Source organism: Streptomyces spororaveus (assembly GCF_016755875.1).
Taxonomy (GTDB): Bacteria; Actinomycetota; Actinomycetes; order Streptomycetales; family Streptomycetaceae; genus Streptomyces; species Streptomyces spororaveus.
The window spans coordinates 143,825-157,589 of sequence record NZ_BNED01000003.1 but is presented as its reverse complement, the minus strand read 5'-3'; the positions used below and the strand labels follow the sequence as shown (position 1 = coordinate 157,589).

Sequence of the window (13,765 nt, the reverse complement as noted above, 5' to 3'; positions counted from 1 at the left end):
GCCCGCACCCCGGGGGAAGCGTCACCGTCCCGGGCCGGTGCCCGAAGGTGTCCACGACCAGCCACTCGACTCGTCCGGCTCGGGGTCGCAGAGGTTCCGGACACCGAACCGCAGCACCTGCCAGAAGGTGCCCCGGTCGCCCTCGTCGACGCAGATGTCGCCCAGCGCGAGCGGCAGCCGCGGGTGATTCCCCGGAGGCAGCCGCGGGAAGACCACACCCACCCGCCGGTGGTTCACCTGCCGCGGTCCGAAACCGGCGGCCACCGGCCCCGCCACCAGGGCCCGCCACCCACGGGAGCCCCCGCCGGAGAGGTCCGGCGGGGGCTCCCGTCACGGGGCGGGACACGCCGCTCTGTCAGCCGATCGGCACCACTTGCTCGGCCTGCGGTCCCTTGGGGCCCTGGGTGACGTCGTACTCGACCTTCGCACCCTCGGCGAGCTCCTTGAAGCCGGTCGTCTGGATGGCGGAGAAGTGCACGAACACATCCGGGCCGCCGTCGTCCTGCTGGATGAACCCGAACCCCTTCTCCGAGTTGAACCACTTCACAATGCCTGTAGCCATCGGCGTCCTTCTCGATCGGTCATACGGGCCGCAGGTGCGCAGCCGTCCCGATCGTTCCCACCCGCCCCCCACCCCACACCCCCGATGCAGCCATCCGGCCGTCACACCCCCAACCGTCCACCCCGGCCGTCACACCTCCGGCGGTCACACCCCCGGCGGTACGCCCCGCCGCCACCCGCGGGCCCGGACCGCAGGCGGGCTCCTACGACAGGGCCGCCGCCCCCTCCTCCAGCAGGCGGGCCGCCATCGCCCGCATCTCGACCTTGCGGATCTTCCCGGTGACCGTCATCGGGAACTCCTCCACGACATGGACGTAGCGGGGGATCTTGAAGTGGGCCAGGCGCCCCGCGCAGTACGCGCGGACCGCCTGCGCGGTCAGCGGCTCGGCCCCCTCGCGCATCCGCACCCACGCCATCAGCTCCTCCCCGTACTTCGGATCCGGCACCCCGATGACCTGCACGTCCAGCACGTCGGGGTGGGCATGGAGGAACTCCTCGATCTCGCGCGGGTACAGGTTCTCGCCTCCCCGGATCACCATGTCCTTGATCCGGCCGGTGATGCTCAGGTATCCCTCACCGTCCATGACGGCCAGGTCACCGGTGTGCATCCAGCCCTCCGCGTCGACGGCCTCCGCCGTCCTGGCGGGCTCGCCCCAGTAACCGAGCATCACCGAATAACCCCGCGTGCACAGTTCCCCCGCGGTGCCGCGCGCGACGGTCCGGCCCGACCGCGGATCGACCACCTTGACCTCCAGGTGCGGGCCGACCCGGCCCACCGTGGAGACCCGCCGCTCCACCGGGTCGTCCGCCCGGGTCTGCGTGGACACCGGCGAGGTCTCCGTCATGCCGTAACAGATGCACACCCCGGCCATCCCCATCCGCTCGATGACCTCGGTCATGACCTCCACCGGGCACGGCGAGCCCGCCATGATCCCGGTGCGCAGACTCGACAGGTCGTACCCGTCGAACCCGGAGTCGGCCAGCTCGGCGATGAACATGGTGGGGACCCCGTACAGGGAGGTGCACGCCTCCGCCTCCACCGCCGCCAGCGTCGCCGACGCGTCGAAGGCGGGCGCGGGGATCACCATCGCCGCACCGTGGCTGGTACAGGCGAGGTTGCCCATCACCATCCCGAAGCAGTGGTAGAACGGCACCGGGATGCACACCCGGTCACGCTCGTCGTATCCGCACAGCTCACCCACGAAGAAGCCGTTGTTGAGGATGTTGTGGTGCGAGAGGGTGGCCCCCTTGGGGAAGCCCGTGGTGCCCGAGGTGTACTGGATGTTGATCGGGTCGTCCGCGTCCAGCGCGGCCTGCGCCCGCGCCAGTACGGCCGGATCGGCCCCGCGCCCGCGTTCCAGCAGCGCGTCCCAGCGCGGCCCGTCGAACAGCACGGTGAACTCCAGCCCCGGACACCGCGGCCGGACCTCCTCGATCATCGCCGCGTAGTCGGAGGTCTTGAAACGCTCCGCCGCGACCAGCAGCCGGATCCCGGACTGCCCCAGCACGTACTCCAGCTCGTGCGAGCGGTACGCCGGGTTCACGGTGACCAGGATCGCCCCGATCTTCGCGGTGGCGTACTGCACCAGCGTCCACTCGCCGCGGTTGGGCGCCCACACACCGACCCGGTCGCCCCGGACGATCCCGAGGTCCAGCAGCCCCAGGGCGAGCGCGTCCACGTCGGCGGCCAGCTCCGCGTACGTCCACCGGCGGCCGGCGGCCACGTCCACCAGGGCGTCCCGCCCGGGAAAACGCCGCACGGTCCGGTCGAGGTTGTCCCCGATCGTCTCGCGGAGCAGCGGAACCTCACAACTCCCCGACGCATGACTCGACGCTGTGGACACACGTACCTCCTGCACTCGCTGCGGCGATGACGGCCAACGCGCGCCGCCATGATCCCTCCCGGAGGACCGCGGCACCAGACGCGCGGCCCGCCGCAGCACCCCACCGCACACCGGCGGCGGGCTCAGCCGCCGGTGCGGAGCTCGTCGATCCGCTCCGCCAGAGCCTGCGTCTCCGCGATCAGCCGCGCGTGCGCCTTCTTCTGCTCCCCGTCGCCCCGGGCCCTGAACGCCCCGCTGAAGTGCGGCTGGAGCTGGGTCCACCAGCCGTAGTCCAGCATCGCCCACGCCTGCGGGCACAAGGGGGCGCGGCTCTTGGGGAGGTAGCCGCCGTCGACCAGCGGCTTCCGGTAGGTGCCCGGGTCGCTGCCTTCCAGATAGCACAGGAAGGTGAAGACCCGCTGCTGGGTGACGGGATGGTCGCTCGCCAGGTTCTCCAGGGTCAGCCGGCCCTCCTTGCGGGCGATCTCGTCGAAGAGCATCGCGGCGGCCAGCGACGGGCCCGGCCCGACCTCGTTGACGGTGTAGAAGGACGCGAAGCCGTCGGCCGCGTCCTCTTCGAGACCGAGGTTGGCCAGCAGGAGCTGGCGCTGCAGGGCATGGCCCAGCTCATGGCCGAAGATGAACTCGGTCGACAGCACGGTCAGATCGCCGGTGTTGTACTGGGACGCGGGGAACGGGGCCGGCCGGTCGACGCCCTTCACGACGTCGGCGAGGGCGTCCTCGACCTCGACCAGGAACGCCGGCGGGATGAAGATCGTCCTGCCGTCGGGCTGGGTGACGGCGTCGGTGACACCCGGCGGCACCGCGGCGGTCACCTTCACGACCAGGTCGTGCGGCAGGACGAGCGCCCCGCCGACCCAGCCGGCCGCCCGCTCCAGCACACCGGAGTTCCGGATCAGCGCCACGACCTGCCGCTCCTTGGGCCGGAGCGCCTTGTCCTCGTAGACGACGCTGACCCTGCCGGAACGCGCCGCCCGGGCACGGACCGCGGCCCCCGGCCCCTGCCCCGCGTCGCCGGCCCCCGCGCCGCACCCGCTCACGGCGACGGCGGCCAGGACCAGCACGCCTGCCAGGACGCCGCGCGCCCTGCTCGAACAACCGGCGGAGTTCGCCATCCTGGTCGGCTCCCGTCACCCGTTCCCGCGCCCATCCTCCGGCCGGCCGCAGGCCGGGGCCCGCCGGACCGTCCGTCCGGGGGACCCCCGGCCCCCGACCGCGCTCACCCCCGGCGCCGCCGGGCAGGCGGCGCCGGGGGTGAGCCCGTTCAGGAGACGGCCGCGCCGGGCCGGTCGTGCGGCGCCCCGCCGCCGGGCGTGCGGCGGCCCCCGGCGGAGGAGACGAGGGCGTCCGCCACGACCGCCGCCTCCGCGTCCGCGACATCCGCCGGGTACTCGGGCAGCAGATCGTCCCAGACGGGCATCCACGACCCGTACAGCTGGGTCTGGCCCTCGGGCCGGGCGAAGAACCAGATGTGCAGGTGCGCGCCCCCGTCCCCGATGCGGTACACGTGGGCCCGCGCAATGTGCGGCAGGGCCTGCACGTGGCGGACGACGTGCGCGGACAGCACCCCCAGCTCGGCCGCCAGCCCATCGGGCAGGTCGGCCATGTCGTAGTGCTCACGCGGATGCAGCATCAGCACCAGCGGCACCCCGACCCCCGTGACACGGGTGAGCCGCCAGCGGTCGTTGAACCAGATCCCGGCGTCCCGCTCACGGCACGCACGGCACTGCGCGGGATCCTCGCCGTGCCGCGGGGGCTCGGGCACGACCGGGGGGCGCAGCGGCGCGACGCGCAGCCCCTCCGGTTCGAACGGGCTGATGTCCCACCCCGTCATGCGTGCGAGCGGCAGCCGCCGCTCGTCATCCGCGGCGGCGAGCGCGTGGTCGTAGAACTCATCAGGTCGTAAAGCCATGCCCCGCAGGCTAGTCCGGGGCCCGCGCCCGCCCGCGGGCCGGGGCCGTCCCCGGCACCGGACGGCGGACCGGCACGCCGCCCGGGGGCGCGCCGGTCGCGGGCGCCGGCCCCGGGCGGGGGTACGTTCCGCCGCATGCGATCTCATGACCTCGTGATCGTCGGGGCGGGCTCCGGCAACGCCGTCGTCGACGAACGGTTCGCCCACCTGGACGTGGCCGTCATCGACGAAGGCCCCTTCGGCGGCACCTGCCTGAACCGCGGATGCATCCCCAGCAAGATGCTCGTACACGTCGCCGACCTCGCCGACGGGATCCGCGACGCCGGCCGGTTCGGCGTGCGGGCACGGCTGGACGGCGTCGACTGGCCCGCCGTACGCGAACGCGTCTTCGGCCGCCTGGACCGCGAGGCCGCCGAGGGCGAACAGGGCCGGCGCGACGACCCGAACATCCACGTGCTCAAGGGACACGCCCGCTTCACCGGCGAGCGCACCCTGCTCGTCACCACCGGCGCCGGCACCGGCGCCGGCGCCGGCACCGTCACCCTCCGCGGCGAGCAGGTCGTCCTCGCCACCGGCAGCCGCCCGGCCGTACCGCCACCGGTACAGGAAAGCGGCCTGCCGTACGAGACCTCCGACACCGTGATGCGCCTGGAGAGGCCGCCCCACCACCTGGCGGTACTGGGCGGCGGCTACATCGCGGCCGAACTCGCGCACGTCTTCCACGCCGCCGGCAGCCGCATCACACTCATCGAGCAGGAGGACACCCTGCTCTCCGCCCAGGACGAGAGCATCGCCACCGCCTACACGACGATCGCCGCCGACCGCTACGACGTACGCACCGGCACGGCCCTGACCCGCGTCGAGGGGGAGCCCGGACGGCTGCGCCTGGTCCTGGACGACGGCACGACGGTCGAGGCGGACACCCTGCTCGTCGCGGTGGGCCGCACCCCCAACAGCGACCGGATCGACGCCGCCCGGGCCGGGATCGACCTCCACGACGACGGCCGCGTCGTCGTGGACGCCTTCCAGCGCACCACCGCCCCCGGGGTGTTCGCCCTGGGCGACGTGTGCACACCGTTCCCGCTCAAGCACGTCGCGAACCGGGAGGCACGGGTGGTGGCGCACAACCTGCTGCACCCCGGCGACCCGGTCCGCACCTCCCACGAGGCCGTCCCCGCAGGGGTGTTCACCCGCCCCCAGATCGCACAGGCCGGACGGACCGAGCAGCAGTGCCGGCAGGAAGGACTCGACTACGCCGTCTCCGTACGCCGCTTCCGCGACACCGCCTACGGCTGGGCCCTGGAGGACGGCACCGGCTTCTGCAAGGTGCTCGCAGACCGCCGCACCGGACTGCTGCTGGGCGCCCACCTCATGGGCCCGCAGGCCGCGACCCTGATCCAGCCGCTGGTGGTCGCCATGAGCTGCGGCATCACGGCCGGCGACCTCGCGCGGACCCCGCTGTGGATCCACCCCGCGCCCACCGAGGCCCTCTCCACCGCACTCCTCGACCTCGACCTCGACCCCGGCGCCGACCCCGGCGGACGCCCGGAGCGGCCCTCGTAAAGCACCGCGGCCCGCCCGGCCCGCCCCGCGGGAGACACGCTGCGCGAACGCGTCAGGACCGGCGCCCCCGGCAAGGTCGCCACCGGCGCAGACCTCGTACGACGCCTCGTCCAGGGCGCCGACTTCACCCACTCGGCCCGCGCGATGATGTTCGCCCTCGGCCGCCTCCGGGCCCAGCGCTGCCACACCAGCACCCGCCCCGTCGGCGTCGCCACCCAGGACGCGCGCCGCGCCCGCGCCCTCGACGCCGGCGACAAGTCCCGGCGCGCGCACCGCTGCCAGCAGGCGACCGTCGACAGCGCCCGGCAGATCACGGCGGCCACGGGCGTCAGCCACCCGGACCAGCTGCACCCCACACGCTCCTCCACCGGGTGGACCCGCACACCGCCCGCTGCTGCGCGCAACCGCGCACCTGGCTCGCTCCCGGAGAACTCCTCGCATCACCCCCCGAAGGCTGGGCAGGCGCCTGGCAGGCGGCCGGTCCCGGCCGCTTCACCCGCTGAGACCGGACCGAGGTGTACTCCCGTGGCACGCACCGTCGCCCATGTGATCGTCAACGCACTCGAGGAGCTGGGAGTCCAGCACGTCTTCGGTGTCGTCGGCGACGCCCTGAACCCGCTGACCGAGGCCATCCGCACCTCGGCCACCCTGAGCTGGGTGGGCTGCCGCCACGAGGAGGCCGCCGCCTTCGCCGCCGGCGCCCAGGCACAGCTGTCCGGCACGCTGGGCGTGTGCATGGGCACCGTGGGCCCCGGCTCCGTACACCTCCTCAACGGCCTCTACGACGCCGCCAAGACCCGCGCACCCGTCCTGGCCATCTGCGGCCAGGTCCCGCTCGCCGAGATCGGCAGCGACTACTTCCAGGAGGTCGACAACGACCTCCTCTTCCGTGACGTCGCCGTCCACCGGGCCACCGTCACCTCCCCCGACCAGATGCCGCGCATGCTGGAGAGCACCGTACGCGCCGCCGTCACCCAGGGCGGGGTCGCCGTCCTGACCGTCCCCGGCGACCTCGGCGACCGGGAACTGAGCGAGGACCGGCCCGTGCGCTTCGCACTGGACCGCGCCGTCACCCGCCCCGACGACCCCGCCCTCACCCGGGCCGCCGCCCTGCTGAACGCCGCCTCCCGGGTGACCCTGCTGGTCGGCGCCGGCGCCCGCGACGCCCGCACCGAGGTCATGCGGACCGCCGAACAGCTCGCCGCGCCCATGGTCCTCACCCTGAAGGCCAAGGAGGGCTTCGAGGACCACAACCCCTTCCAGGTCGGCCAGACCGGCCTGATCGGCAACCCCGCCGCCGCCCACGCACTGGACAGCGGGGACACCCTCCTCATGCTCGGAACGGACTTCCCCTACCGGGAGTGGTACCCGCAGGACACCCGGACCGTCCAGATCGACAGCCGCGAGGACCACCTGGGCCGCCGCACCCCCGTGGACATCGGCCTCGCCGGCGACGTCGGCGCCACCCTGCGCGCCCTGCTGCCCCTCCTGGACCAGGCCCCCGACCGCACCCACCTGGACGACGCCCGGGAGAAGTTCGTCCGCTGGCAGGAAGGCCAGCAGCACCTGGCCGACCCCGCCCACGAACAGCACCCGGGCGGCCGGGCCCGCGCCGCCCTGGACAACCCCCACCACATGATCCGGCCCGAGGCGCTCGCCGCCGCCGTGGACACCCACGCCGCCGACGACGCCGTCTTCACCTCCGACACCGGCATGGCCACCGTCTGGCTCTCCCGCCTCGTCACCATGCGCGGCACCCGCCGCCTGATCGGCTCCTACAACCTCGGATCGATGGCCAACGCCATGCCCCAGGCCATCGGCGCCCAGCTGTGGTCACCCGACCGCCAGACCGTCGCCTTCTGCGGCGACGGCGGACTGAGCATGCTCCTCGGCGACCTGATGACGATCAAGACATACGGCCTGCCCGTCAAACTCGTCGTCTTCGACAACCACCGCCTGGGCATGGTCAAACTGGAACAGGAACAGGCGGGCCTGCCCGAGTTCGGGACCGAACTCGACAACCCGGACTTCGCCGCCGTCGCCCGGGCCCTGGGCATCGACGGCATCCGCGTCAGCGACCCGGCCGACCTGGACGACGCCGTCCGCCGCGCCTTCGCGACACCCGGACCCGTCCTCCTCGACGTCCTGACGAACCCCGGGGAAGTGGCCGTACCCGGCAGGCCCACCCTCGCACAGGGCTGGGGCTTCGCCGTCGCCAAGATCAAGGAAATGCTCTGAGACCCCGGCGGCCGGCCCCGGCCCGGCCGCCCCCCTCAGGCCAACTCGTCACGGATCGCGTTGCGGTGCTCCTCGTACACCAGCCGCGCGTCGTCGTTCGCCAGCGCCGGGGTCGTCAGGCCGCAGGCACACGTCACCACCGTGAGGCCGTCCTGCAGCGCCTGCCCCTCGGGACTCCGGTACCGCAGGTGGTGCGCGTGGCGGGGTGGGCCGACAGCGTCCGGGTCGAGGCCGGCGCTGGTGTCGTCCGAGGTGAAGAGGTGCTCACTCATGGACCCAGTGTCGTCTGCCGGACCCGGCCGACCGGCGCCCGCGCCGCGCAACGCGGGCGCAGAGTCACCGGGCCGGCCGCAGGTCCGAGCCCCGCAGGACGGGGCCTGCCGCCTGCCACGAGCTGTAAGGGCCGGGCCCGGCACGGGCTACGCGCCGGGAGGCCGGTAGCGGACGTCCGCGGCCCCGCGCAGGGCATCGAGCGTCTCGTCGACGCTCAGGAGAACGGTCGTCTCGAACGAGCCGAGCGCGCCACCGCCGCTGATCGCCAGCGCGACCGAGGCCATGGACACGTTGTCCGGAGCCTCCCAGAGGTTGTAGCCGTCGTGGGTGCCGAAGGCGTACCAGAAGCCGTGGAGCTTCCCGCCGACGGACTCGATGTACGCCCGGGCGGCCTGCGCACGGTCCTCGGGCCGGCTGATCAGCCTCGCCCACGTCTGCGGCGTGTAGCTGAACCTCGACAGATAGAGCGGCATCGCGTCCCTCTCTCGTTTCGTCCATGGATGCCCCCACCGGGCGCCGGAAGGACCGGCCGGCCCGCGGTTCCCCCGAACAGCCGCGGGCGCACGGCCCCGGTACCGCACGTGAAGAGCGGCTCCGCGCGTCGGCGGCACGAGGCGCCCGCCCGCAGCAGCCGGGCAGAGCCGCCGCGCCTGCCCCCGGCGGCGCGGCCGTCGCCCGGCCCTGTAGCGTGCAAGTGTCACCAGGTCAGAGCAGGTCAGAGCAGGTCAGGGCGGGGCTCATGGGAAAGCGCAAGATCCAGGACGAGTCGGAGGTGATCCGGTGGTTCGAGGAGGGGCGCACGTACCAGTGGATGATCGAGGAGTACCGGCGCAAGTACGGCATCGAGACCGTCGCCTCGATGTGGGGCAACTTCCGGCGCCGCCGGGGCCTTGAGCGGCGCATCGTACGCGACGACGACCTCATCCCCTGGTTCGTGAAGCAGGAGCACCGCTGGGCCTACCCGCTGGCGATGCTCCGGGCCGAAGGCCGCAGCCGCGCCGGCAAGGAGCCGACCGGCTCGGACCGGTCCCGGCTGGCCTCCTGGCGCCAGACCCTGGAGGAGAACGGCACGGTCGTCCACTACGACCCGGACACCGAGGAAGGCTTCTCCTACATCCCCCGCCAGGCGGGCGACGACGACATCATCCGCCGGCCGGGGAGGAAGACCACGCAGCGCCCCAACGCCGACAAGGCCCCGTGAGCGTCCCGACGACGAGGGCGCCGGCCGGGCTGCCGTCGCATCCGTGGCCCGGGGGCGGCGGTACGAGCGCCGGCGCCGGGGGTTGGCCGGGCGGCCCCCGGTACCGGCCGGGGAGGGGGCCGGCACCGGGCGTGCCCAGGTGCCGTACGGATCCGGGCGGCAGCCCGTCGTGCCGGCGGGCCTGCCGCAGGACGCCGGGGGGAAGGGCGGCCGCGGCGGGGCCCGCTCCGGGAGCACCCCGCCCGAGGCGGCGGCTTCCGGTATCACGCGTCTGACCCGCTCTCCCGCCCCCAAACCCCCTTTCCTGCGGCTCTTTTGAGGACGCGCCAAAAAACCGGCCGCCCCCCGAGGGGCGGGGGCGGGAACGGAACGGCCCCGGCTCAGCGGTCCCCGGCAGGCCGGCGGCGCAGGGCGGGATCGGTCAGGGCGGCCGGCCGCCACACGCCGTCCGGCTGGTACAGGTTGGTGCCCGGCGGCACGATCTCGTCGATCCGGTCCAGAACCGCGTCGTCCGGCACCACCGAAACCCCCTTCAGCAGCGACTCCAGCTGCTCCATCGTCCGCGGCCCCACGATCACCGAGGTGACCGCCGGGTGCACCAGCGGGAAAGCCACCGCCAGCTCCGGCAGCGTGCAGCCGAACTCCGCCGCCACATCCATCAGTTCACCGGCCGCCTCAAGCTTCGCCGCGTTCCCCGGCACCGCCGGATCGAACCGCGCCGGCGTCAGCGCCGCCCGCCCGCGGCTCAGATCGACCTCCCGCCCGGCCCGGTACCGCCCGCTGAGGAACCCCGAGGCCAGCGGACTCCACGTCAGCACCCCCATCCCGTACCGCCCGGCGACCGGCAGCACGTCCCTCTCCACCCCGCGCGCCAGGATCGAGTACGGCGGCTGCTCGGTCCGGAACCGGGCCAGCCCGCGCCGCTCGGACACGTGGTGCGCCTCGGCGATCTCCTCCGCCGGGAAGGTGGAACAGCCGAACGCCCGGATCTTGCCCGCCCGCACCAGGTCACCCAGCACCCCGAGGGTCTCCTCGATGTCCGTGCGCGGGTCCGGGCGGTGCACCTGGTAGAGGTCGATCACATCGGTGCCCAGCCGCGTCAGGCTGTCCTCCACCGCCCGGGTCAGCCAGCGCCGGGAGTTGCCGCCGCGGTTGCGCCCCTCGCCCATCGGGAAGTGCCCCTTGGTCGCGAGCACCACGCCCTCACGCCGCCTGCCGCGCAGCGCCTTCCCGACGATGGTCTCGGACTCGCCGGCCGAGTACATGTCCGCGGTGTCCACGAAGTTGATGCCGGCGTCCAGGGCCGCGTGGACGATCCGTACGCAGTCCTCGTGGTCGGGGTTCCCCACCGCCCCGAACATCATCGTGCCCAGGCACTGCACACTCACTTCGAGTCCGGTTCCGCCCAGGAACCTGTATCGCATCGTCATACCGGCGGACCCTACGAGTTGGAGCGCACTCCAGCGCAACCCCCGGCGCCCTTACCGCAACCCGCCCGCCGTCTTCTGCACGGTCCGGCTCTCCTGGGCGTACGGTCGCGGACACCGGCGCCTAGAGCGTGTCTCTTTGATGGGTTGGTCAGTTGATCGGATGTGTCTGTCCGATTAGTGATCACTGATGCGATGTGGGGCCGGATCGAGCCGCTGATGCCGGCCGATCCGGTCCGCGGCCGGCGGTGGGCCGACCACCGCCGCACCCTTGAGGCCATCGCTTGGAAGTACCGCACGAGCTCGCCCTGGCGGGACCTGCCCGACGAGCTCGGGTCGTTCCAGACCGCTCACAAACGACTGCTCAGATGGGCCGTCGACGGCACCTGGGAGAAAATCCTCGCCTCCGTCCTGGCAGCGGCGGACGCCGACGACGACATCGACTGGACCGTGTCAGTGGACTCCACGGTCGTCCGGGCCCACCAGCACGCGGCCGGCGCACGCAAAAGGGGGCGGCCCGCTCCGGCGAGCCCTCCGATCACGCGCTCGGACGCTCACGCGGCGGGCTGAGCACCAAGGTTCACCTGGCCGCGGACGGTGGGGCACGGCCGCTGGCATTCACCGTCACCGCAGGCCAGGCCGGTGACGCACCCGCCTTCGAGACGGTGATGGCCCGCATCCGGGTGCCCCGCAGAGGCACGGGCAGGCCGCGGACCCGCCCCTTCGTCGTTCTGGCCGACCGGGCCTACTCCTCCCGAGCCATCCGCAGCCACCTGCGACGCCGGGGCATCCGCGCGGTCGTCCCGCAGCCGTCCGACCAGATCGGCCACCGCCTGCGGCGAGGCCACCGAGGCGGCCGCCCGCCTGGCTTTGACCGAGAGGTCTACAAGCAGCGGAACACGGTCGAACGCTGCATCAACCGGCTCAAGCAGTGGCGCGGCCTGGCCACACGAACCGACAAGCTCGCCATCGCCTACCAGGCCGCACTCCACCTCGCCGGCATCCTCATCTGGACCCGACGCTGACCAAAGAGACAGAACCTAGGCCGTGCCCGCAAAGTCCCGCCTGCCCCGCGGCGTCTGGCACCGCACCTAGGGCCTCTCCTTCGGATCCTGCCGGGTGGGTTCGCGGACGGAGGGGGTCCCCGCGCCGGCTGCGGATGTGATCGGCCGCCGGGCTTTCGGGGTGAAGGCGAAGGAGCCGAAGGTTCCCTTCGCCGCGAAGAACAGCCCGCCGTCATCTGCGGCGGCCAGCGCGTCCAGGCGCCGACCCGGCAGGGAACACCCCTCCACGGTCCGGCCGTCGGGCCCCAACCGCCGGATGCCGCCGTTTGCGTCCCCCACCAGGAGGCCGTCGGCGTACGGCAGCGGGTCGACCACCATCCGCCGATCCGCCTCGACCGACCACGGCGACGTCCCGTCGGCGGGATCCACCGCGAGGAACCCTCTGCCTGACCGCAGCATCCAGACCGACCCGTGGACGTATCCGACCGCCCCGAACGGATCGTAGGATCCGAGCCGGGCGGGCTTGTCCGCGCCGGCCCCGAAGCTCACCAGGGACGAGGCCTCGCAGACCGCCACCACCCGCTCCGCATCCACGGGGACGAAGACCTTCGCGTCGGGTCCCGCGAGCGGGTCCGGCAGCCGCCACCGCGCCAGGTCGCTCCCGTCGGCCGGATCGAGAAGAACCGCCTCGTACCCGCTGCCGGTCAGCACCCCGCCGGCCCACGCAAGGGTCCGTACGGACGCCACCGGCGACGGTGTCGTCCACCGGACGCTCCCGTCGGCGAGGTCCAGGCCACTCATCGGGGTGTAGCCGCGCCAGCCGCCCGTCACCACGGTGTCCGAGTGGACCGCGAGGTTTCCCGTCCACCTCGGTGTCGGGACGCTCCACATCGACGCACCCGTCCGCAGATCGATGCAGGACAGCAGGTTCGGTGCTTGCGGCAGCACCAGCACCCGGTCTCCGGCGAGAACGATCCCGCGGGGCCAGGTACCGAGCGGGACGTCCCAGCGCACCGCGCCGTCCGCGCGCTCCAGGCAGACGAGCCGGGTGTGCCGCTCGTGCAGGACGACACAGTCAGGCCCCACGACGAAAACGGAAGCGCCGCCCCGCTGGTGCAGTTCGCGCTCCCAGAGCACTGTGGCGGTCATCGGGCCATCCCACCACAGGCGCCACGCCCCGACGAAGGTGCCCCTGGGCGGGACGGCCGCCTGGGCGGTCCACGTGCGCCGGCTCGCGCGGACGGCCCCGTACGGACGGCACAGGACGGCCGTATCGTTTTCCGGCTCTGGCGGCGGGGATCTCTTCGCGCAGTGGCTTTCACCGTCGGCGCCTCCCCGCTGAACTGGGCACATGCATCCCACACAGGCCACGACGGACGCCGGACCCCGCGACGAGGAGGGAAGCGGCGAGTGCGAGCGGGTCCGGCAGGTCCTGCGCCGCGCCGGGTTCGACACCTCGACGCCCGCGCAGGACGGCCTGCGGGTGTGGGCGGACGCCGAGGGGGTCATGGTGGGGTGGGCCGCCCGTGAGGTGCTGCGGCCGACCGTCCAGGTCCACGGCCACGAGGAGGACCTCGGCCGGCTCACCTCCCTGGCGGGGCTGCACCAGGCGCTCCGCACGGCCCTCGCCGTGATCCTGGTCGAGGCGGGCCTGGACGCCGCGCCGCACGGGGAGCACCTCGTCGTGGTCCGCCCGCCGGGGCGCGCGCGGGCCGGCGGAGCCGCGGGGGCGCCGGGCTGAT

General features: G+C 73.4%; 14 protein-coding genes. 5 read left to right on the top strand and 9 right to left on the bottom strand.

The annotated features are described in order from the left end of the window. Positions 1-21: 21 nt before the first annotated feature. The 5 genes from Sspor_RS01870 to Sspor_RS01850 all read right to left on the bottom strand — a co-directional run bounded on the left by Sspor_RS01870 (position 22) and on the right by Sspor_RS01850 (position 4,317). Positions 22-237 (bottom strand): hypothetical protein, encoded by a 216-nt coding sequence (locus Sspor_RS01870; RefSeq protein ID WP_202197411.1) that lies wholly within the window; start codon positions 235-237, stop codon positions 22-24. Between the two features lie 118 nt (positions 238-355). Beyond that, positions 356-562, bottom strand: a complete 207-nt coding sequence (locus Sspor_RS01865; protein ID WP_081524690.1) for a cold-shock protein — start codon at positions 560-562, stop codon at positions 356-358. A 202-nt stretch (positions 563-764) separates the two neighbouring features. Further along, positions 765-2,405, bottom strand: a complete 1,641-nt coding sequence (locus Sspor_RS01860) for an AMP-binding protein (protein ID WP_202197410.1) — start codon at positions 2,403-2,405, stop codon at positions 765-767. A gap of 122 nt (positions 2,406-2,527) precedes the next feature. Beyond that, complete coding sequence (locus Sspor_RS01855; RefSeq protein ID WP_202197409.1) at positions 2,528-3,520, bottom strand: DUF4344 domain-containing metallopeptidase; 993 nt, start codon at positions 3,518-3,520, stop codon at positions 2,528-2,530. A 149-nt stretch (positions 3,521-3,669) separates the two neighbouring features. Further along, complete coding sequence (locus Sspor_RS01850) at positions 3,670-4,317, bottom strand: HIT family protein (protein ID WP_237403601.1); 648 nt, start codon at positions 4,315-4,317, stop codon at positions 3,670-3,672. A 135-nt stretch (positions 4,318-4,452) separates the two neighbouring features. Here Sspor_RS01850 and Sspor_RS01845 point away from each other — a divergent pair, with 135 nt between their 5' ends. Together Sspor_RS01845 and Sspor_RS01835 are read left to right on the top strand one after the other, a co-directional pair. Continuing rightward, complete coding sequence (locus Sspor_RS01845; protein WP_202197408.1) at positions 4,453-5,880, top strand: mycothione reductase; 1,428 nt, start codon at positions 4,453-4,455, stop codon at positions 5,878-5,880. A gap of 39 nt (positions 5,881-5,919) precedes the next feature. Then, positions 5,920-8,118, top strand: a complete 2,199-nt coding sequence (locus Sspor_RS01835; RefSeq protein WP_237403619.1) for a thiamine pyrophosphate-dependent enzyme — start codon at positions 5,920-5,922, stop codon at positions 8,116-8,118. Positions 8,119-8,153: 35 nt separating this feature from the next. On the opposite strand, the gene Sspor_RS01830 is transcribed toward Sspor_RS01835, so the two are convergent. Next, positions 8,154-8,390, bottom strand: a complete 237-nt coding sequence (locus tag Sspor_RS01830) for a hypothetical protein (RefSeq protein WP_202197406.1) — start codon at positions 8,388-8,390, stop codon at positions 8,154-8,156. A gap of 147 nt (positions 8,391-8,537) precedes the next feature. Beyond that, a complete protein-coding gene (locus Sspor_RS01825) occupies positions 8,538-8,864 on the bottom strand; it encodes a GYD domain-containing protein (RefSeq protein ID WP_202197405.1) in 327 nt (108 codons plus the stop codon). A 266-nt stretch (positions 8,865-9,130) separates the two neighbouring features. Here Sspor_RS01825 and Sspor_RS01820 point away from each other — a divergent pair, with 266 nt between their 5' ends. Then, positions 9,131-9,592 (top strand): hypothetical protein, encoded by a 462-nt coding sequence (locus Sspor_RS01820; RefSeq protein ID WP_202197404.1) that lies wholly within the window; start codon positions 9,131-9,133, stop codon positions 9,590-9,592. A 380-nt stretch (positions 9,593-9,972) separates the two neighbouring features. Here the strand turns inward: Sspor_RS01820 and Sspor_RS01815 are convergent, their stop codons facing one another. Next, positions 9,973-11,016 (bottom strand): aldo/keto reductase, encoded by a 1,044-nt coding sequence (locus tag Sspor_RS01815; RefSeq protein ID WP_202197521.1) that lies wholly within the window; start codon positions 11,014-11,016, stop codon positions 9,973-9,975. A gap of 198 nt (positions 11,017-11,214) precedes the next feature. Between Sspor_RS01815 and Sspor_RS01810 the strand changes: the two genes are divergently transcribed. After that, a protein-coding gene (locus tag Sspor_RS01810) for an IS5 family transposase (RefSeq protein ID WP_373318732.1) occupies positions 11,215-12,044 on the top strand; the annotation gives its coding sequence in 2 pieces (ribosomal slippage) (positions 11,215-11,553 and positions 11,556-12,044; 828 coding nt in all). 66 nt (positions 12,045-12,110) lie between these two features. On the opposite strand, the gene Sspor_RS01805 is transcribed toward Sspor_RS01810, so the two are convergent. Continuing rightward, complete coding sequence (locus tag Sspor_RS01805) at positions 12,111-13,172, bottom strand: outer membrane protein assembly factor BamB family protein (RefSeq protein WP_202197403.1); 1,062 nt, start codon at positions 13,170-13,172, stop codon at positions 12,111-12,113. Positions 13,173-13,374: 202 nt separating this feature from the next. On the opposite strand from Sspor_RS01805, the gene Sspor_RS01800 reads away from it, so the two are divergent. Further along, positions 13,375-13,764 (top strand): hypothetical protein, encoded by a 390-nt coding sequence (locus Sspor_RS01800; RefSeq protein ID WP_202197402.1) that lies wholly within the window; start codon positions 13,375-13,377, stop codon positions 13,762-13,764. Position 13,765: the final 1 nt, after the last annotated feature.